Source organism: Segatella albensis DSM 11370 = JCM 12258 (genome assembly GCF_000426565.1).
Classification (GTDB): Bacteria; Bacteroidota; Bacteroidia; order Bacteroidales; family Bacteroidaceae; genus Prevotella; species Prevotella albensis.
The window spans coordinates 23,374-44,695 of record NZ_AUFP01000008.1 but is presented as its reverse complement, the minus strand read 5'-3'; the positions used below and the strand labels follow the sequence as shown (position 1 = coordinate 44,695).

The 21,322-nt window shown below is 43.1% G+C and carries 14 protein-coding genes and 1 tRNA gene; 6 read left to right on the top strand and 9 right to left on the bottom strand.

Annotated elements, in window-relative coordinates:
• Positions 1-5: 5 nt before the first annotated feature.
• From sufD to K333_RS0106105, 7 genes are all read right to left on the bottom strand, one after another.
• Positions 6-1,349, bottom strand: coding sequence for a Fe-S cluster assembly protein SufD (sufD, locus tag K333_RS0106135; RefSeq protein ID WP_024989785.1), 1,344 nt, complete (start codon positions 1,347-1,349; stop codon positions 6-8).
• 38 nt (positions 1,350-1,387) lie between these two features.
• Positions 1,388-2,152, bottom strand: a complete 765-nt coding sequence (gene sufC / locus K333_RS0106130) for a Fe-S cluster assembly ATPase SufC (RefSeq protein ID WP_024989784.1) — start codon at positions 2,150-2,152, stop codon at positions 1,388-1,390.
• Positions 2,153-2,183: 31 nt separating this feature from the next.
• Entirely contained in the window at positions 2,184-3,629 is a 1,446-nt protein-coding gene (gene sufB, locus K333_RS0106125; RefSeq protein WP_024989783.1) for a Fe-S cluster assembly protein SufB, read from the bottom strand.
• Between the two features lie 108 nt (positions 3,630-3,737).
• Positions 3,738-6,521, bottom strand: a complete 2,784-nt coding sequence (infB, locus tag K333_RS0106120) for a translation initiation factor IF-2 (protein ID WP_024989782.1) — start codon at positions 6,519-6,521, stop codon at positions 3,738-3,740.
• 3 nt (positions 6,522-6,524) lie between these two features.
• Complete coding sequence (nusA, locus tag K333_RS0106115; RefSeq protein WP_024989781.1) at positions 6,525-7,793, bottom strand: transcription termination factor NusA; 1,269 nt, start codon at positions 7,791-7,793, stop codon at positions 6,525-6,527.
• 3 nt (positions 7,794-7,796) lie between these two features.
• Positions 7,797-8,264 (bottom strand): ribosome assembly cofactor RimP, encoded by a 468-nt coding sequence (gene rimP / locus K333_RS0106110; RefSeq protein WP_024989780.1) that lies wholly within the window; start codon positions 8,262-8,264, stop codon positions 7,797-7,799.
• 146 nt (positions 8,265-8,410) lie between these two features.
• The gene (locus K333_RS0106105; RefSeq protein ID WP_027452458.1) at positions 8,411-10,072 is read right to left on the bottom strand and encodes a S41 family peptidase; all 1,662 of its coding nucleotides are present in this window, start codon (positions 10,070-10,072) and stop codon (positions 8,411-8,413) included.
• Between the two features lie 174 nt (positions 10,073-10,246).
• Between K333_RS0106105 and K333_RS0106095 the strand changes: the two genes are divergently transcribed.
• Positions 10,247-10,320, top strand: a tRNA-Asn gene (locus K333_RS0106095).
• 364 nt (positions 10,321-10,684) lie between these two features.
• Here the strand turns inward: K333_RS0106095 and K333_RS0106090 are convergent.
• Together K333_RS0106090 and pnp are read right to left on the bottom strand one after the other, a co-directional pair.
• Positions 10,685-12,568, bottom strand: a complete 1,884-nt coding sequence (locus tag K333_RS0106090; protein ID WP_027452457.1) for a heavy metal translocating P-type ATPase — start codon at positions 12,566-12,568, stop codon at positions 10,685-10,687.
• A 157-nt stretch (positions 12,569-12,725) separates the two neighbouring features.
• A complete protein-coding gene (gene pnp, locus K333_RS12020; RefSeq protein ID WP_024989779.1) occupies positions 12,726-14,945 on the bottom strand; it encodes a polyribonucleotide nucleotidyltransferase in 2,220 nt (739 codons plus the stop codon).
• Positions 14,946-15,139: 194 nt separating this feature from the next.
• Between pnp and K333_RS0106080 the strand changes: the two genes are divergently transcribed.
• The 5 genes from K333_RS0106080 (at position 15,140) to K333_RS0106060 (ending at position 21,318) form a co-directional block, all read left to right on the top strand.
• Positions 15,140-16,318 carry a TlpA disulfide reductase family protein gene (locus tag K333_RS0106080; protein WP_024989778.1) on the top strand — a complete coding sequence of 393 codons (1,179 nt, stop codon included), beginning with the start codon at positions 15,140-15,142 and terminating at the stop codon, positions 16,316-16,318.
• Between the two features lie 33 nt (positions 16,319-16,351).
• A complete protein-coding gene (locus K333_RS0106075) occupies positions 16,352-17,788 on the top strand; it encodes a sialate O-acetylesterase (protein WP_024989777.1) in 1,437 nt (478 codons plus the stop codon).
• A 19-nt stretch (positions 17,789-17,807) separates the two neighbouring features.
• Positions 17,808-18,329: an NUDIX domain-containing protein gene (locus K333_RS0106070; protein WP_024989776.1), complete on the top strand. Its 522-nt coding sequence runs from the start codon at positions 17,808-17,810 to the stop codon at positions 18,327-18,329.
• Positions 18,330-18,453: 124 nt separating this feature from the next.
• On the top strand, positions 18,454-20,787 hold the full coding sequence (topA, locus tag K333_RS0106065; RefSeq protein ID WP_027452456.1) for a type I DNA topoisomerase: 2,334 nt from the start codon (positions 18,454-18,456) through the stop codon (positions 20,785-20,787).
• A gap of 3 nt (positions 20,788-20,790) precedes the next feature.
• A complete protein-coding gene (locus tag K333_RS0106060) occupies positions 20,791-21,318 on the top strand; it encodes a shikimate kinase (protein WP_024989775.1) in 528 nt (175 codons plus the stop codon).
• The last annotated feature ends 4 nt before the right edge of the window (positions 21,319-21,322 follow it).

Here is a 21,322-nt window from a genome sequence, read left to right as displayed (position 1 = left end):
ATCTCTTATTTACAAAGTTTACAGCCTTCACATTTGTTGAGTTGGCCGCGGAAACGCATTTCTACCAGATGATGCAAGCGATCGCGCAATGGTTCCAGTTCCATATTATCGATGACTTCGTTGATAAATGCGAATTCAAGCAGTAGTTTTGCCTCCTCTACGCTGATTCCTCGCTGCTGCATATAGAACATCGCTGCATCATTGAGTTGACCAACCGTTGAACCGTGATTACATTTTACGTCATCTGCATAGATCTCCAGCATTGGCTGTGTATACATACGTGCCTCCTTGGTAGAACAAAGATTCTGATTGGTCTCTTGGGAGGTGGTCTTCTGTGCATCCTTACGTACTAACACCTTACCGGCAAAAGCTCCTACAGCTTTATCATTGAGCACATACTTGTAAAGTACATTGCTGTCACAATGTCCCACTTGATGATCTATCAGGGTGTTATTATCTACATGCTGACTCTTATCTGCAATCACGCAACCATTGCAATGGCATTCTGCACCTTCACCCTTGAATACAAGATTGAGCATATTACGGGTGGTACCATTATGAAGAGTGATTACATTATGATTTACTCGACTGTTAGCTTGCTGATCGATATATACATTGCTTACGCGTACATTCTTATAGTGGGTTTCCTCCAAACAGTTAAGTTCCAAACTTGCGTTCTCACCTACGTAAGCCTCTATCACCTGTGTGCTAAGGAAATTACGGTCGTCAGCAGCATGGTCACAGAATAAGAACTTCGCCTCGGCGCCTTCTTCAAGGACTATCAATACACGACGGTTAATCATCAGATCAACATCAGACCGGAGTATGTTGATAACCTGAACGGCACGATCTACTTTAGTATTCTTTGGCACATATACGAAAAGTCCGTCCTGAGCCAACATGGTATTGAGTGCTGTTATCGCATCTTCGTTGGTCTTCGCTATCTTGGCATAATATTTAGCGATGAATTCGGGCTTTTCTGTAGCTACACGATTCAAAGAGTCAATGATGACTCCTTCTGGAAGGGTTACCTTTGGTAATGCCTTGGCATAGAAAGCATCGTTGACGACAAAGTAGAGTGATGTACTAAGATTAGGAACATCGCACTTGAAAGCCTCATAAGGATCGACAGGTATCTCCAAACGATTCAAATTCAAACCATAATCAGGAGCAAAGAGTTCCTGCATATTGGTATATTTATATCGCTCGACCTTACGATTCGGGAAGCCCTGTGCTTTGAAATCTTCGAAAGCCTGATCGCGCACCGCATTCAGTGGAGCCGAACTATGATCAAGAATCATCTGGCGAGCTTCACTGTATAAATCGATATATTGTTTTTCGCTACTCATTATTCAAACTTAAAAATCCATGATTTCATCGACGAATATTATTCGCCATACTCAGCATCTGCCTTTTCTTTGATCCAGTCGTAACCGCGCTTTTCTATTTCCTTGGCCAACTCCGGACCTGCTGTCATCACAATGCGGCCCTTATATAATACATGTACTACATCCGGCTTGATCATATCGAGCAAACGCTCGTAATGGGTGATGACAATTGTAGAGGTCTTCTCGTTATGCATCTTGTTGACTCCCTCTGCTACGATACGCATGGCATCGACGTCTAGACCTGAGTCGGTTTCATCGAGGATACTCAACTTTGGTTCAAGCATAGCCATCTGGAAAATCTCATTACGCTTCTTCTCACCACCTGAGAAGCCTTCGTTTACTGAGCGATGAGCCAGTTTACTGTCTAGTTCTACAAGACTGCGTTTCTCGCGCATGAGTTTCATGAATTCGGCAGCCTTCAGTGGTTCTTTGCCTTCATACTCTCGCTTGGCATTCACGGCAGCCTTCATGAAGTTGGTCATGCTAACGCCAGGGATTTCTACTGGATACTGGAAGCTGAGGAAAAGACCTTCACGGGCACGATCCTCAGGTTTCATCTCCAGAAGGTTCTTGCCATTGAAGATTGCCTCACCACCTGTCACCGTATAAAGTGGATTACCTGTAAGAACGGCACTCAAGGTAGACTTACCAGAACCATTAGGACCCATGATGGCATGTACTTCACCATCTTTTACTGTAAGGTTGATGCCTTTCAATATCTCTTTGCCAGCAATTGTGGCCTGTAAATTCTTTACTTCTAACATAATAATTTTACTTTACCTGATTTTATTTACCTTATCCTACAGTACCCTCTAGTGATACGGAAAGAAGTTTCTGAGCCTCAACAGCAAACTCCATCGGAAGTTTATTAAGTACATCCTTGGCATAGCCGTTGACGATAAGTCCTACAGCTTCCTCTGTAGGTATTCCTCGCTGATTGCAATAGAAGAGTTGGTCTTCACTGATCTTTGAGGTGGTCGCTTCATGCTCTACAATGGCAGTATCATTGTGTATATCCATATATGGGAAGGTGTGTGCTCCACAATTACTGCCTAATAGCAAACTGTCACAAGAACTATAGTTGCGGGCATTATCGGCATTACTTGTGGCACGAACCAGTCCTCGGTAGGAATTCTGACTATATCCTGCAGAGATTCCCTTTGATATAATCGTACTCTTGGTATTCTTTCCCATATGAATCATCTTGGTACCGGTATCAGCTTCCTGATGATGGTTGGTAACAGCTACACTATAGAACTCCGCAACTGAATTGTCACCACGAAGAATACATGATGGATATTTCCAGGTAATAGCAGAACCTGTCTCTACCTGTGTCCAACTTAGTTTTGAGTTTACGCCACGCAAATCTCCGCGTTTCGTTACTAGGTTGAGTACTCCACCTTTTCCGTTTTCATCGCCCGGATACCAGTTCTGAACTGTGGAATACTTCACCTCTGCATTGTCGTTGACAACGATTTCTACAACAGCTGCATGCAACTGGTTCTCATCACGCATCGGAGCTGTACATCCTTCCAGATAACTTACATAAGAATCGTCATCCGCAACGATAAGTGTACGCTCAAACTGTCCCGTATTGCGTGCATTGATACGGAAATAACTGCTCAATTCCATCGGACATCGTACACCCTTAGGAATATAAACAAAGGAGCCGTCACTAAATACTGCACTATTCAGCGCAGCTGAGAAATTATCGCGATAAGGAACTACTGAACCCAGATACTGACGAACCAAATCCGGATGATTCTTGACAGCCTCACCGATAGAAGAGAAAATAATACCCTTCTCGGCCAGTTTCTCCTTAAATGTTGTCTTCACAGAAACTGAGTCCATAATGGCATCTACCGCAGTACCGCTAAGTGCCAAACGCTCTTCCAAAGGAATACCCAATTTATCGAATGTCTTTTCCAGCTCTGGATCGATCTCCTTATTGGCTGGTTTCTTTGCCATAGGGTCGGCATAATAAGAAATTTCCTGGAAATCGATTTCCGGTACGTGGACATGACCCCATTTAGGAACAGGGAGTGTCTGCCAGTAGCGGAAAGCTTTCAAACGAAAGTCGAGCAACCACTCCGGTTCACCCTTCTTCTTAGAAATCAGTCGAACGACATCTTCGTTCAAACCTTTTGGTATGACATCAGTCTGTACATCGGTGGTAAAGCCATACTCGTACTTCTTATCGGCTACCTCCTTGACAAACTCGTTTTGATTGATTTGCGCCATATTATTAATACCTATTTAAATATATAGGGACGGACTTCTTTTAAGATCCGTCCCTATGAATGGTATAACAAACACGATGCCGAGCCCTAAGGCTGGGCACAAATGTTACTAAAGTTTCTGTTCAACCTCGATTTCGGTGAATGTCTCAATGATATCACCTGACTCGATGTCATTATAGTTAACCAAGCTGATACCACACTCGAGACCTGTTGCGACCTCTTTAGCATCATCTTTATAACGCTTCAATGCGTTAATAGGTGCTGTATGTACAACGATTCCGTCTCGTACAACACGTGCCTTATCCTTGGCATGTACTTTACCCTCGGTAACGATACCACCGGCAACAGTACCCACCTTACTGATTCTAAAGACTTGTTTAACTTCGATCTGACCGGTAACAACTTCTTTCTTCACCTTATCAAGCATACCGACCATAGCACTCTTGATATCATCAATAGCATCGTAGATGATAGAATAGGTGTTGATTTCTACACCCTCACGGTCGGCAAGACGACGAGCATCGGCAGAAGGACGAACTTGGAATCCTACGATGATGGCATCTGATGCTGACGCTAGCATGACATCGTTCTCTGATATCTGGCCTACCGCCTTATTGATAACGTTCACCTGAACCTTCTCGGTACTCAACTTGATGAATGAATCTGAAAGTGCTTCCACTGATCCATCGGTATCACCCTTGACAATGATGTTGAGCTCGTGGAACTCACCACGTGCGATACGATGAGAGATATCACCCAGGGTAAGACGCTTCTGAGTACGCAAACCTTGCTCACGCTGCAACTGCTCACGCTTGTTGGCAATCTCACGTGCTTCCTGATCTGTATCGATAACGTGGAACTGATCACCTGCTGTTGGTGCACCGTTCAAACCAAGGATGATAGCTGCTGAAGCCGGACCTGCCTCTTCAACACGACTATTACGCTCATTGAACATGGCTTTGACACGACCCCAAGAGGTTCCTGCCAATACAATATCACCAATTTTCAGGGTACCGTTGCTTACAAGTACGGTAGAAACATAACCACGACCTTTATCGAGTGAAGACTCGATGACAGTACCTGTAGCTTTACGGTTAGGGTTTGCCTTCAGGTCGAGCATATCGGCTTCGAGGAGAACCTTCTCCATCAATTCATCTACACCAATACCCTTCTTGGCACTAATCTCCTGGCACTGGTATTTACCGCCCCACTCTTCTACCAAGAGGTTCATCTGTGCTAGGTCTTCACGAATCTTGTCTGGGTTGGCACCCGGCTTATCTATCTTGTTGATTGCAAATACCATAGGAACACCTGCTGCCTGAGCATGAGCAATAGCCTCCTTGGTGGTAGGCATCACAGAGTCATCTGCAGCGATGATAATAATCGCAATATCGGTAACCTGTGCACCACGGGCACGCATAGCGGTGAAGGCTTCGTGACCTGGAGTATCGAGGAACGTCACCTTACGGCCATTCTTCAATGTCACACCATAAGCACCAATATGCTGGGTAATACCACCTGCCTCACCGGCAATCACATTGGTGTTGCGGATATGGTCGAGCAAAGAGGTCTTACCATGGTCTACGTGACCCATCACGGTTACGATTGGAGCACGAGAAACCAAATCATTCTCATCGTCCTCTTCCTCGCTTACGGCCTCCTGTACCTCGGCACTAACATATTCTGTCTTGAATCCGAACTCTTCGGCTACAAGGTTGATGGTCTCTGCATCCAGACGCTGGTTGATAGATACCATCAAACCGACGCCCATCAAGGTAGAGATAACCTGAGTAACAGAAACATCCATCATCGTAGCCAACTCACTTACGGTAACGAACTCTGTAAGTTTCAGCGTCTTGCTTTCTCTCTGTTCAGCACTTGCCTCCTTCTGGAGCTTTTCCTGAACAGCCTCACGCTTCTCCTTACGATACTTAGCACCCTTCTTATTCTGGTTCTGCTTATTGGTAAGACGTGCAAGCGTCTCTTTTACCTGACGTGCAACATCCTCCTCGTTCACCTCCAGCGGCTTCTGGTTACGCTTACGGTTATTCTTCTTATTATTGCGATTCTTTTTATTATTGTTATCATTCTGCTGATTAGCAGCAGCATTGATATCTACACGCTCTTTATTGATGCGTACGCGCTTCTTGCGATCGCTATGCATCTGAGCGGCTTTCTCTTCACGCTCACGACGTTTTTCTTCTTTACTCTTCTTCTTAGGACGAGTGCTCTGATTGAGCGAAGAAAGGTCGATTTTACCCAAGACCTTAGGTTCATTTGCAGCCAACTTCTTCTCACTCTTCAAGGTAAATACTGCAGAAGTGTTTTCTGCTGGCTTTGTCTCCTTAGGTTCTGCCTTTGGAGTCTCAACCTTTTTCTCAGGTTTTGCCTCAGCCTTCGGAGCCTCCTTTGGAGTCTCTTTAGGAGTTGCAGCAGACTGTGCCTGAGCAGCAGGCTTTTCTACCTTTGGAGTAGACTTGGCAGGCTCATGGCTGACGGCAGCAGCCTCTTTCTTCGGAGCCTCCTTATGCTCTTGAGGAGCAGCAGATTTTGCAGAAGGCTTCTTGCCGATACTGTCAAGATCGATCTTGCCCAGAGGAGTAAACTTCTGAGGGCCATCGGCCTTAACTGGTTTTTCAGCGTTGGCGTCATTCTGCTCTGGTGCACGCTTCTTTTCCTTAGGTTTCTTCTGGGAGATCATTTTCTCAGCCTGACTACGAACTTCTGCATCCTGCTTGAACTGGCTTTCCAATGCCTTATACTGTTCATCATTCAACTTGAAGTTCAGGTCGGCTTTCACCTCACCCAGGTTTTTCTTGCTTTCTAGGAACTCAACTGCCGTTTGAAGTCCTATGTTTAATTCACGAAGTGCTTTGTTTAATCTGATGCTCATTAATTATCCTTTTTCAAATTCTGCGTTCAATACTTTAATTACATTGTCAACGGTCTCTTCTTCCAAGTCGGCCTTTTCGATAAGCATATCACGAGGTGCATTAAGTACCTGACGTGCCGTATCGAGACCAATACCCTTGATAGCATCGATAACCCATTGATCAATTTCGTCAGAGAATTCATCCAAGTAGATATCATCTTCAGCTTCATTCTCATCAATCTCACGGAATACATCAATAGTGTATTCGGTAAGCATTGAAGCCAACTTGATATTCAAACCACCACGACCAATAGCGAGGCTTACCTCTTCTGGCTGCAAATATACCTCAGCTTTCTTATTCTCGTCATCAATATTGATGCTTGAGATCTTAGCTGGGCTCAATGCACGCTGGATGAATAATTTTGTATTATCGGTGTAGTTGATCACATCGATATTTTCATTGCATAATTCACGAACGATACCGTGTACACGGCTTCCCTTCACACCGACGCAAGCTCCTACTGGGTCGATACGCTCATCGAAACTTTCTACAGCGATCTTAGCGCGTTCTCCCGGCATACGGGCAATACGACGGATGGTTATCAATCCTTCACTGATCTCAGGAACCTCAGCCTCGAGCAAGCGCTCCAAGAATACAGGACTGGTACGGCTCAGGATAATCTTAGGATTGTTGTTCTCATTATCTACACGAGCAATGACAGCACGAACGGTTTCTCCCTTGCGATACTGGTCAGAAGGAATCTGCTCGCTCTTAGGCAAGATAAGTTCGTTATTCTCATCGTCTACGATAAGGACTTCACGCTTCCATATCTGATAAACCTCACCAGAGATGATCTGACCGACACGGTCCTTGTACTTATTATATAATGAGTCGTGCTCCAACTCGAGAATCTTGCTAGCCAAGGTTTGACGAAGGTTCAAAATGGCACGACGACCAAACTTATTGAAGTCGACAGTCTCACTTACTTCCTCGCCTACTTCATAATCAGGTCCTATCTTCTGAGCTTCGGTAAGTGAAATCTCCTTGTTTTCATCCTGAACTTCCCCATCTGCCACAACGACACGGGTACGGTAGATTTCAAAGTCACCCTTATCTGGGTTGACGATAACATCGAAGTTTTCATCACTACCAAATATCTTAGCGAGCACATTACGGAAACTCTCTTCCAACACACTCACCATAGTAGTACGATCGATATTCTTGGTCTCCTTAAATTCCTTGAACGAATCGATCATGCTTACAGTTTCTTCTAGAATCTTCTTTGCTGCCATAGCTTATTTGAAACTTATTAAGTATTTTGTATATTTTATATTATCCATCTGGAAGGTATGATCTACATCCATCTTCACAGGACGTTTCTTACCCTCAACCTTTACCTTTTCATTGACAGTAACCACAAAGTCATTGCCATCAACACTCTTCAAGACTCCTTGGATTTTCTTTCCTTCTGCAGTGAGCACTTCAACCTCTTTACCAATATTATTCAAATACTGCTGCTCTACCTTGAAAGGCTGACCAAGACCAGCAGAACCAACTTCGAGTTCGAAATCTTCTTCCTCACGATCGAGATGCTCCTCGATGTACTTACTCAATTCAGCGCAGTCTTCTATCCACACGCCATCTGCATGATCAATTTCTACTACGATCCTGTCGTCCTGACTAATTTGAATGTCTACCAGGAAATATTCCTTATCCTGAAGCCATTCGTCGACTAATTTCTTTACGACGTTTTTGTCTATCATATCATCCTTATTAAAATAAAATGAGGAGCTCTGATTGAGCCCCTCATTCCACTGAACGTTGCAAAATTAGTAATAATTTCGCAAGCAGCCAAATAAAAGTATAAAATTCTTTATCTTAGTTGCACATTTTCAAGGAAATGAGCATATTATTTCTTCTTTGGTGTCAGCAATTTCTGATATTCTATCTTATTCTGTATCAATCGTATGGCTTCTTTCATCTGTCGGTCGTAGCGCAAATTCAACTGGGTACTTCCGGCTTGATAATAATATGCGGCAACGATATCTGTCTCTATAAGTTGTTTGATGGCTTCCTTATTGTAATCAAGGTCTTTTACGACATTATGTTTCAACTTTTTCTGCAGAGCCTCAAATTCTGGTTTGGCATCATCGTAATAGCCTTCAAACTTAGCCAACTTTACCAGGTCTTTCAGATATTTCTCAGTCTCACGGTCATATTTGAAATCGGCCTTCAGCACACGCTGCTTGAAATCATCATATTCTGCATCTGTCAACTCGAACTTATCCGGAGTGGCTATCGAAGGATGCTTGGCAATGAAATCGACTTCGTAGTTGAGCAATACTTCTGAACTATCACGAGCTCCGGCCAGATAGAAACAGATGTTTGGCAATGTATCTGCTTTCACTTCCAGATCAGGTTTGATACCGCCACCATCGCGCACTTCTCTTCCATTGGCTGTATGGAAAACTCTTGTAAGTGAGTCTGCCACCTGTTCTACAGAACCACCATTCTTGTGCTTGTAGTTGATTGCCTGAATGCAACGCCCCGAAGGTATATAATAATGTGCTGTCGTGAGTTTGAGTTGCCCGTTATAGGCAACATCCACAGGCACCTGAACTAAACCTTTACCGAAGGTACGTGTACCAAGCACGACGGCACGGTCTAAATCTTGTAGCGAACCACAGGTAATCTCACTTGCACTGGCTGTATTGCCATTCACCAAGACAACAATAGGCATCACGGTATCTATAGGTTCTACAGTGGTTTTATACTCTCGATTGGCACGAGCCAACTTACCTTTGGTTCTCACCAACGTGATATCTTTTGGCACAAACATATTGACGATTTCAACGGCCTGTTGCAATGAGCCACCACCATTGTTTCTCAAATCAAAGATCAATCCCTTCGCTCCCTGTCGTTTCAAGTCGATAAAGGCTCGACGCACATCCTTGGCACAATTCTCTGTAAACGAATTCAGATTGATGTATCCGATCTGGTTTTCCTGCATTCCATAATAAGGCAGATATGGCAACTGGATTGAGCGACGGGTTACCTTCATCTTCAGTATCTTACCGGTAGTTGGTCGCTTCACCTTAATAATAAAAGAAGAACCAGCATCACCACGCAGATGACTGCTCACATAACTTACGTCTTTATTCGTCATCAAGGTATCATCGATACTCAGGATGATATCACCCTTCTTCAGTCCTGCCTCTGCTGCTGGCATATCCTTATATGGCTCATCAATGACCACACGTTTCAACTGCTGATTATATCTGATCAAAGCACCGATACCAGCATACTTACCGGTAAGCATCTGTTGCAGATTCTTCACCTTACTCTCTGGATAATACTCCGTATACGGGTCGAGACTGCGCAACATCTGATCGATACCGTTACCGATAACCTCATCGGCATCAAGGGTATCTACATACATCATATCAAGATAACGATAGATATCGGTAAACACCTCTAGATCTTTCGTCACCTTAAAATTGTGGTCGTTATCTACCTGGGCCATCACTGGCAATGTGGCCAGGATGAGAAGTGAAATAATTATTTTCTTCATGATAAATCGAATTATGACCACAAAAGTACTATATAAAAGCGGTAAAATGGTCAAAAAACAAAAAAAATTAGTGTATTTTACATTTTTCGTGAAATTTTTCTCAAAAATATTTGGTGGAATAAAATATTTGCCTTACCTTTGCACTCGCAATCAAGCAAACAACGATTGCTAAATGCTTCAATAGCTCAGTTGGTTAGAGCACCTGACTGTTAATCAGGGGGTCGTTGGTTCAAGCCCATCTTGAAGCGCTAAGAGCAAAGCCTTGCAAGTTTTCTACTTGCGAGGCTTTATTTTTATATATTTCACAACAACCCCAATCTTACGTCCTCACTTTGCGGAATTAAGGGAAAGAAACCCTATACTATCTGTCGCATCACCCCTACCGGGAAAGCCTTCAAAGAATACATTGAAGCATTACGTAGTTAACTTAAAGTGAAATAACATTTGTATTTGTCAGGATATATAGTATGTACCGCGGCCGTGATACAAGTGTGCGACGGCCGTAACACACATGTGCGACGAACGTCGCACACCAATGCCACGGCCGTCGCACAATCAACTGAGTAAGAAAGATACTGATAAGTTACTCTTCGCTTCTCAAAGCAACACCATTTATACTCGTAAGGCTCTCATCGCATTGAGTACTGCTAATACCATCACTCCGACATCTGCAAAGACGGCAAGAGCCATGGATGCCCAACCAAAGGTGGCAAGGACAAGTACCAACACTTTGACAATGATAGCAAACCAAGCATTCTGGGAGGCTATACCTATCGTTCGACGGGCTATACGAATGGCCAAGGCTATCTTGGAAGGCTTGTCATCCATAAGCACCACATCTGCGGCTTCTATAGCAGCATCACTACCCAATCCTCCCATCGCAATTCCAACATCTGCACGAGCAAGAACAGGTGCGTCATTGATGCCATCACCCACAAAAGCAAGAGTCTTTCCTGTTGTTTCTGACTGAAGAAGTTGTTCTACTTGGGCTACCTTATCGACAGGAAGTAGTTCAGCCTGATAATCATCGAGTTGTAACTGGCGAGCCACGAACTCACCAACTTCTTTCTTATCACCCGTTAGCATCACCGTTCGTTCTACACCTAAATGCTTTAAAGCAGAAATTGCTTCTCGTGAATCGGATTTGATTTTGTCAGAGATGACAATATGACCTGCATATTTGCCATCTACAGCCACATGAATGATGGTACCTACATGGTTTTTACATACTTCACAGGTATGAACGTTGACTCCTACAGCTTCCATCATCTTGGCATTGCCCACACTGACAACACGACCATTCACATCGGCCTGAACACCATGACCTGCTATTTCGTGTATATTCTCTATCCTACAGTCATCATCTTCATCTGGATAAGCTTCACGTAATGCCGTAGCGATAGGATGAGTAGAATATCGCTCAACATGAGCTGCCAAATGAAGCAGTTCTTTCTCGTCAAATTGTTCCGGATGGACTGCATCTACTGCAAAAACACCACGGGTAAGGGTACCTGTTTTATCAAAAACCACAGTACCTATATGTGCTAAAGCATCCATATAGTTTCCTCCCTTGATCAGGATGCCTCGTCGGGATGCTCCTCCTATACCTCCAAAGAACGTAAGAGGTACTGAGATCACTAAGGCACAAGGACAACTGACTACCAAGAAGGTCAATGCGCGGTAAAGCCACACAGCAAAAGATTCTGCATAATCATCGGTAAAGAATGGCGGAAGAAAAGCCAAAGCTAAAGCCAAAAACACTACTATCGGGGTATAGATATGAGCGAACTTCGTGATAAAGGACTCACTATGCGACTTATTTTCGGCTGCATTCTCCACAAGATCGATAATCTTGGAGGCTGTAGACTCTCCAAAACTCTTCTCTACCTTGACTTTCAACAAGCCTGAGATATTCACGCAACCAGAAATCACCTGTTGCCCAACTTCTACGTCACGGGGCACGCTCTCACCTGTGAGTGCGAGGGTATTGAGAGTAGATCGCCCTTCGATAACAACGCCATCCATTGGCACTTTTTCGCCTGGTTTGATAACTATCGTCTCACCGACTTCTACTGTCTCCGGACTCACTACTGACAGTTCTCCATGACGAAACGCATTGGCCGTATCGGGACGGATATCCATCATCTTAGAGATAGAGTCACGACTCTTGCCCTCAGCATAGTCTTCAAACAATTCACCTACTTGAAAGAATAGCATCACAAAGACAGCTTCCGTAAACTGTGATTCTACACCAGGAAGAAATCCTATAAATAACGCTCCTATCGTCGCAATACTCATCAGAAAATCTTCGTCGAAAGGGTCTCCTTCCATGATACCTTCCATCGCTTCACCCAGCACATCATAACTTACAAGGAGATAAGGCACGAGATACACTATGAGGAGTTGCCACATTGGCAACATGCAATATGTCTCCACAAGCCATGCTCCTAAAAGAAGTACCGCAGAACCGATCACTCTCAATAGTTTTTTATTCATCTTATCTTGCTTTTTGTTTTCTTTCTGATGCAAAAATAAGATGATGTCAATGCAACTCGGTTGCAAAGTGAACTTTCATATCAAGATGCGGATAAAAAAAGTCCCGCAATCTTACGACTGCGGGACTCCTACTATATAATAATGTGTAATCTAACGATTATTCTGCATTATTGTTCTCCTGCTTCTCATCATTGTGACGACGCTCGTTACGACGACGTGGACGACGCTCACGCTCTACATAACCTTCTGGCTTTGGAAGAAGAGCACGGTGAGAGAGTTTATACTTACCTGTCTTAGGATCAATCTCAAGTAACTTAACCTTGATCTTATCACCTTCCTTGATACCAGCCTCTTCAACAGTCTCAAGACGCTTCCAGTCAATCTCAGAGATATGGAGCAAACCATCCTTACCAGGAAGGATCTCTACGAAGCAACCATAAGGCATAACACTACGAACAGTACCCTCGTAAACCTCACCTACCTCTGGAATAGCAACGATACCCTTGATCTTAGCCAAAGCTGCATCAATACTTTCCTTATTAGGAGCAGAAACCTGAACCTTACCTACGCCGTCAGCCTCATCGATGGTGATAGTAGCACCGGTCTCTTCCTGCATCTGCTGGATGATCTTACCACCAGGACCGATAACAGCACCGATAAACTCCTTAGGAATTGTGAATGCTTCGATACGTGGTACCTGTGGCTTAAGTTCTGCACGTGGCTCAGAGATTGTCTTCATCATCTCATCCATGATGTGCTCACGACCAGCCTTAGCTTGCATCAATGCCTTCTCAAGGATTTCGAAAGAAAGACCGTCACACTTGATATCCATCTGTGTAGCTGTCAAACCATCACGTGTACCTGTGGTCTTGAAGTCCATATCACCTAAGTGGTCCTCATCACCAAGGATATCACTCAAAATAGCGTACTTATCCTCGCCTGGGTTCTTGATAAGACCCATTGCAATACCTGATACAGGCTTCTTCATTGGAACACCAGCATCCATCAATGCAAGAGTACCGGCACATGTTGTAGCCATAGAAGAAGAACCATTAGATTCAAGAACCTGACTTACCAAACGTACGGTGTAAGGATAATCTGCAGGAATCTGATCCTTCAACGCACGCCATGCCAAATGACCATGACCAATCTCACGACGACCTACGCCACGCTGAGCCTTAGCTTCACCGGTAGAGAATGGAGGGAAGTTGTAGTGAAGAAGGAAGCGCTGGTAACCACGGTTAAGAACACCGTCAACCAACTTTTCATCCAACTTAGTACCCAAAGTACAGGTAGAAAGAGACATAGTCTCACCACGCTGGAAGATTGCACTTCCGTGAGGCATTGGAAGAGGAGATACCTCACACCAAATAGGACGGATATCGGTAGTAGCACGACCATCAAGACGAAGGCCCTCATCGAGAATACAACGACGCATAGCATCGCGCATAACATCATCATAATAACGCTTAGCTTCTGCATGCTTCTCTTCAAGTTCGTCTTCTGAAAGATCTGTATGAGCTGCATCATACTTCTCAAGAAACTCTGCCAACAACTGATCGAAAGCGTCAGAACGCTCGTGCTTAGGCAAAGCCTTGTGGTTGATATCATAAGCTGGCTGATAGAGCTCGTCCTTGATCTGCTGACGAAGTTCTTCGTCATTGATTTCATCATCATACTCACGCTTCTTGTCAGTACCAAGTTCTTTAGCCAACTCATCCTGAAGTTCACACATTGGTTTGATAGCCTCATGAGCAGCCTTCAAAGCATTGATCAAGTCAAGCTCTGAAACCTCCTTCATCTCGCCCTCTACCATCATAATATTGTCTTTGGTAGCACCAACCATCAAGTCCATATCAGCCTCTTCCATCTGCTGGAATGTTGGGTTGATAACAAACTCACCATTGATACGAGCAACACGAACTTCTGAAATTGTATATTCGAAAGGAATATCTGAACAAGCCATAGCTGCCGATGCTGCAAAACCAGCAAGTGCATCTGGCTGATCTACGCCATCTGCAGAAAGCAACATAACCTGTACATAGACCTCACAGTGATAGTCTGATGGGAATAATGGACGAAGAGCACGGTCTACAAGACGTGAAGTAAGAATCTCTTCATCGCTAGCCTTGCCTTCGCGCTTGGTAAATCCACCTGGGAAACGACCTGCAGCACTGTACTGCTCACGATAATCTACCTGCAAAGGCATAAAATCTGTACCCGGAACTGCCTCTTTGGCTGCACAAACGGTTGCGAGAAGTACAGTATTTCCGAGTCTTAATACTGCGGAGCCGTCAGCCTGTTTTGCAACCTTTCCGGTCTCAATTGAGATGGTTCTTCCATCTGGCAATTGAACTGTTTTCGTAATTACGTTCATCTAAAAATTTAAAACTTTATTGTTTTCACTAAACATCATAATATAAAACTCCGCAAAGATACCTATTTAATATGAGAAAAACAAAAGTTTGGCACTTTATTTCTATATTTTTCAGAAATTATCTTTCCATTTGTTCATTTCTCCATGAAAATTTCTATCTTTGCAATCGATAATATAATGAAAATACTATAAACATGAAAATATCAAAGTTCTTTTCAGTTGCAGCCCTCATCGCTGCTGCGCTGACCATTTCTTCTTGCTCTAACAAGAAGTTCCACATCAATGGCAACATCGAAAATGCCAAGGATTCCATGCTTTATCTCGAAAACATCAGTCTTAACGGTCCTGTAAAGGTTGATTCTGTTAAACTCGACGAAAATGGTGCCTTCGAATTCGACGAGGCTGCAATGGATTCTGTTACTCCTGAGTTCTATCGATTGAGAATTGCCAACCAGAGTATTAACCTCTCTATCGACTCTACTGAAACTGTAACCGTAAAGGCTGCCTGGCCTACAATAGCTACGAAATATGAGGTATCGGGGTCTGAGAACTGTACAAGAATCAAGGAACTTTCTTTTATGCAGATGCAATTGCAAGGAACTATCAATGCTATCGCTGCTAACAATAATATCGGTGTAGATTCTACCGAACTAGCCATAAAAATGGTATTAGAGAAATACAAAGATAATGTAAAGCGTAACTATATCTTCAAGGCTCCTATGCAGGCCTCATCTTACTATGCTCTATTCCAGACTGTACAATTGGGAAATACGAACAGTTTGATTTTCAACCCTCGTGCCAACAAAGAAGACGTACAGGTATTTGCTGCCGTTGCTACAAGTTGGGATACCTATTATCCTGGTTCTGAGCGTGGTAAGAACCTTCATAACATCGCTATTGAGGGTATGAAGAATATCAGAATCGTTCAGGCTGAACGTGCACAGCAACAGATTGAGGCCAGCAAGGTAAAGGTTTCAAATATCATCGACTTGGCTTTGACTGACAACAAAGGTAATGTTCGCAGACTTACGGATCTGAAAGGAAAAGTTGTATTGCTCGACTTCCATATGTTCCAGACAAGCGAAAGTACCAAGAGAATCATGATGCTCCGCGATCTGTACAACAAATATCATGCTGCCGGTCTTGAAATCTATCAGGTTTCTGTAGATCCTGACGAACATTTCTGGAAGACTCAGACTGCTGCTCTTCCTTGGATCTCTGTTCGTGACGAGGATGGTATTCAGGGACAGAGCCTCATCCAGTACAATGTACAGAGCATTCCTACCTTCTTCTTGATTGACAGAAATAATTCACTTTATAAGAGAGATTCTCAGATTGCAGATCTCGACGCAGAAATTAAGGCATTGCTGTAATTCAGCAATGCCTAAAAACATAATAACCATACCATGCTAAAACGTATCATTATATTATCGGCTGTGACTGCCCTTACCATGGGCGTTCACGCCAAATTAAAACTTTCGCATCTGATTGGTGACAATATGGTCATCCAGCAGAACTGTGAAGTAAGGCTCTGGGGATGGGACAATCCCGGAAAAACTGTAAAGATAAATACCAGTTGGTCTGATCAGAAATATTCTGTAAAAGCCGACAAAGGTGGAAGATGGTTTGTAAAAGTCCAAAGTCCAACAGCCAGTTACACGCCTTTATCCATATCATTCAGCGACGGAGAAGACCGCATCGAACTTAAGAACATTCTTTCGGGAGAGGTTTGGGTTTGTGCCGGGCAGAGTAATATGGAAATGCCTATAAAAGGTTTCAGTAACTGTCCGATAGAAGACTACAACGAAACCGTAATAGAGGCCAACAACTACAGAGGTATTCACTATATGAAAGTTCCCAGCGTGATGAGTATGAAGCCCCAAGAAGATGCCGACTGTAAGTGGGAAGAAATCAATTCAAATACCGTCGGTGATGCCTCGGCTACGGGATATTTCTTTGCACAGTATATCAATCGTGCACTCAACATCCCTGTAGGATTGATCATGGCAAACAAAGGTGGTTCTAGGGTGGAAAGTTGGCTTACTAAAGAGAATCTGAAGAAATACACGGAAGAGCCTCTCGACTCTAACAAATTCGTAAAGAAATATTCATGGGATTATCTACGTCCTCTAGTTTGGGGAAACGGCACTTTTAATCCTATTATCAACTACACCGTGAAAGGAATCATCTTCTATCAGGGTTGTTCTAATGTAGGAGCAGAGAAACCTAGTTATTCTTTCTTACTCGATTTACTCGTAAAACAATGGAGAAACCAGTTTGGATTAGGAGAGATTCCATTCTATTTTGTTCAGATTGCTCCATATTGGTATGATAACGCAGACCAAACATCTGCAGCATTCTTGCGCGAGGAACAACTGAAAGCCAGCAAAATTATACCAAACAGCGGCATCATCTGTACCAACGATTTGGTTTACCCTTGGGAGACCCAACAAATTCATCCTCGCCAGAAACGTCAAGTAGGCGAAAGACTTGCTTTTCAAGCTCTCAACAAGACCTACGGAATGAAGAGTATCATCTGCGAGAGTCCTGAATTTGACCATATGACCGTGAAAGGTGACACAGCGATCATCTTTTTAAAGAATGATTTCGATGCCATCTCCAGATACGAAGACTTCAAAGGATTTGAGATTGCCGGTGAAGATAAGGTTTTCTATCCTGCCGAAGTTTCATACGATTGGAGAATCGGACTTATGGTAAAGAGTCCTGCTGTAAAAAAGCCTGTCTCTGTAAGATATTGTTTCAAGAATTTCCAACTCGGTAATGTAAAGAATGCCGGTTTACTTCCACTATTTCCTTTCAGAACCGACAATTGGGATAAATAAAATTTAAACAGAAAACACATTGCATCCTTTAGATAAATTCAAATATTGTCCTATCTGTGGTTCCTCGCACTTTGAAGAACAAGATGAGAAAAGTAAACGTTGCAACGAATGCGGATTTGAATATTACATGAATCCCAGTAGTGCCAACGTAGCCTTGATTTTAAACGATAAAAAGGAACTATTGGTGGTAAGGAGGAGAAAAGAACCTGCCAAAGGAACTCTTGACTTACCAGGAGGCTTTGCTGACATCGGGGAGACATCCGAGCAGGGTGTGATAAGAGAAGTGAAGGAAGAGACAGGACTAAATGTCCAAAAAGCAAAATACCTCTTTAGTCTGCCGAACAAATATAGATATTCCGATCTCGACATCCCGACACTCGATATGTTTTATCTTTGTCAGGTGGACGACTTCTCCTCTTTAAAAGCCATGGACGATGCTTTGGAAGTAAAATGGATAGCAATAAAAGACATACATCCAGAACTGTTCGGACTAAAATCCATACAACAAGGATTGATGCAATTTATTAAGGAGATGCCATGATGCATCTTCTTAATTTTTTAGAATGAAATCTAAAAACATTAAAAATCTTAAAATTTTGCTTATATAATAAGGTACAAGCCAAAACTTTGCTTACTTTTGTGCCCCAAAAGAAGTACAAGCGAATATGCAAGAAAATTTAGTTATAGTCGAGAGCCCTGCAAAAGCAAAGACAATCGAAAAATTTTTAGGTGAAGATTTCAAAGTAATGTCTTCCTACGGACACATCCGCGATCTGAAGAAGAAAGAAATCAGTATCAACGAGAAGACCATGGAACCAACTTACGAAATTCCTCAAGAGAAGAAGGCACTTGTATCAGAACTCAAAGCAAATGCCAAACAGGCTAAAAAGATTTGGTTAGCATCCGATGAGGATCGCGAGGGAGAAGCTATCTCATGGCACCTTTGCGAAGTACTTGGTTTAGACGAGGAGAAGACTTCTCGTATCGTCTTTCATGAAATCACGAAATCGGCTATTCTTGAGGCTATCAAGAATCCACGCCATCTCGATATGAACTTGGTGAATGCCCAGCAAGCACGTCGTGTACTTGACCGCTTGGTAGGTTTTAAACTCTCTCCTGTACTCTGGCGCAAGGTTAAACCTGCCTTGAGTGCCGGTCGTGTTCAGAGTGTTGCGGTAAGACTTATCGTAGAACGTGAACGCGAAATCCAAAAATTCAAAAGCGAACCTTACTTTAAGGTAAATGCTATTTTCGCATTGATTGCTCCAGACGGAAGTGCTACTGAGGTAAAAGCAGAACTTGATAGAAGATTTGCTACCCATGATGAGGTAATAGCTTTCCTTGAAAAATGCAAGGAATCTACATTCTCTGTAGAATCTGTGGCAAAAAAACCGCTGAAACGTTCTCCAGCTCCTCCTTTTACCACTTCTACCCTACAACAGGAAGCTGCTCGCAAATTAGGCTTTACTGTCAGTCAGACCATGATGGTAGCTCAACGCCTCTACGAAGGTGGACGCATTACCTACATGCGAACCGATAGTGTAAACCTGTCTACATTAGCTATCAACACCAGTAAGGATGAAATCATCAAACTCTACGGCAAAGAATATAGTAAGCCACGCAACTACCAAACTCATTCTAAAGGTGCTCAGGAAGCCCACGAGGCCATCCGCCCTACCTACATGGATAAAGCTGAGATTGAAGGTACTTCACAAGAGAAGCGTTTGTATGACCTTATCTGGAAAAGAACTGCTGCCTCTCAGATGGCAGATGCTCAGATTGAGAAAACCACAGTAAACATCAATATCAGTGGTTGTGATGAGAAGTTTGTTGCCAATGGCGAGATTATTGCCTTCGATGGTTTTATCAAGGTTTATCGTGAATCTACCGATGAAGATGAAAACGGAGAAGATGCAGTACGCACACTACCAGCCCTCAAAGAGGGAGACAATCTGCAACGCAGAGAAGTTACTGCAACAGAGAGATTCTCTCAGGGACCTATCCGATACACAGAAGCCAGTCTTGTAAGAAAACTCGAGGAACTTGGTATCGGCCGTCCTTCTACATACGCACCAACAATTAGTACCATTCAGAATCGAGAATACGTTACCAAGGGTGACAAGCCAGGGGAAGAACGTCCTTACACCATCGATACGCTAAAGGGTATTCAGATTACCCAAAAGACCAAGAAAGAGATGGCAGGTTCTGAAAAGGGAAAACTTCTGCCTACAGATATCGGAATCGTCGTAAATGACTTCCTAATGGAAAACTTCCCTCACATCATGGACTACAACTTCACTGCAGATGTTGAGCAACAGTTCGATAAAATCGCTGAAGGCAAGGAAGAATGGGAGAAGATGATGAAAAACTTCGATAAGAAGTTTGAACCTATTGTTGAGGAAGTTCTGAACGCTCGAAGCGAGCACAAAGCTGGCGAGCGCGAATTAGGTATAGACCCAGCAAGTGGCAAACCTGTATTTGTAAAGATTGGTCGTTTTGGACCGGTTGCACAGATTGGTACTGCCGAAGATGAAGAAAAACCACGCTTCTCTCAGATTCCAAAAGATAAGAGCATGGAGACTATCACATTGGAAGAAGCTCTCGAACTCTTTAAGTTACCACGTACATTAGGCACTTTCGAAGGCACCAAAGTAACTATTGGTGCAGGCCGTTTCGGACCTTATGTTCTCCACAACAAGAAATACGTTTCTATTCCTAAGGAGAAAGACCCGATGACGATAACCATCGAAGAGGCTGTCGTACTCATCGAAAAGAAGCGTCAGGCAGAGAAAGAGCGCCATATAAAGAAGTTCGAAGAAGATGAGAATATCGAAATATTGAAAGGACGCTTTGGACCATACATCGTTTACGATGGAAAGAATTTCCGTATCCCTAAAGACCTCCATGAGAAAGCAGCCGAGCTAACACTCGAACAATGTATGGAAATCATTAAGAATGCGCCAGAACCTAAAACAAAGACAAGACGCACGAAAAAATAAAGAATGAAAAGAATTATCATCATTGGATACATGGGAGCTGGCAAGACCACAGTCGGCAAATGCCTTGCTAAAGAACTAAATATGGATTTCTACGACCTTGATTGGTATATCGAGAGTCGTATGCGGAAGACTGTAAAGCAAATCTTTGATGAAGTAGGCGAAGAGGGCTTTAGAAAGATTGAGCACAATATGCTCCACGAAGTAGCAGAATTCGAAAATGTCATCATCAGCTGCGGTGGTGGAACACCTTGTTTCTTCGATAATATCGAATATATGAATCAACAAGGTGAAACGGTATTTCTAAAAGCCAGTCCCGAAGTCCTCTACGGTCATTTAAAGATGGGGAAGACTGTTCGTCCGCTTTTGCTCAACAAGACACCAGAAGAAGTGAAGGTATTCATTAATGAGCAACTTGAGAAACGAAACCCATATTATACTCAGGCTAAGTACACATTGAATGTAGACCTGATGGATAATTACGAAAAAATTAAAATTTCAGTAGCAAAAATAAAAGAACTATTAAAGATTTAAGATA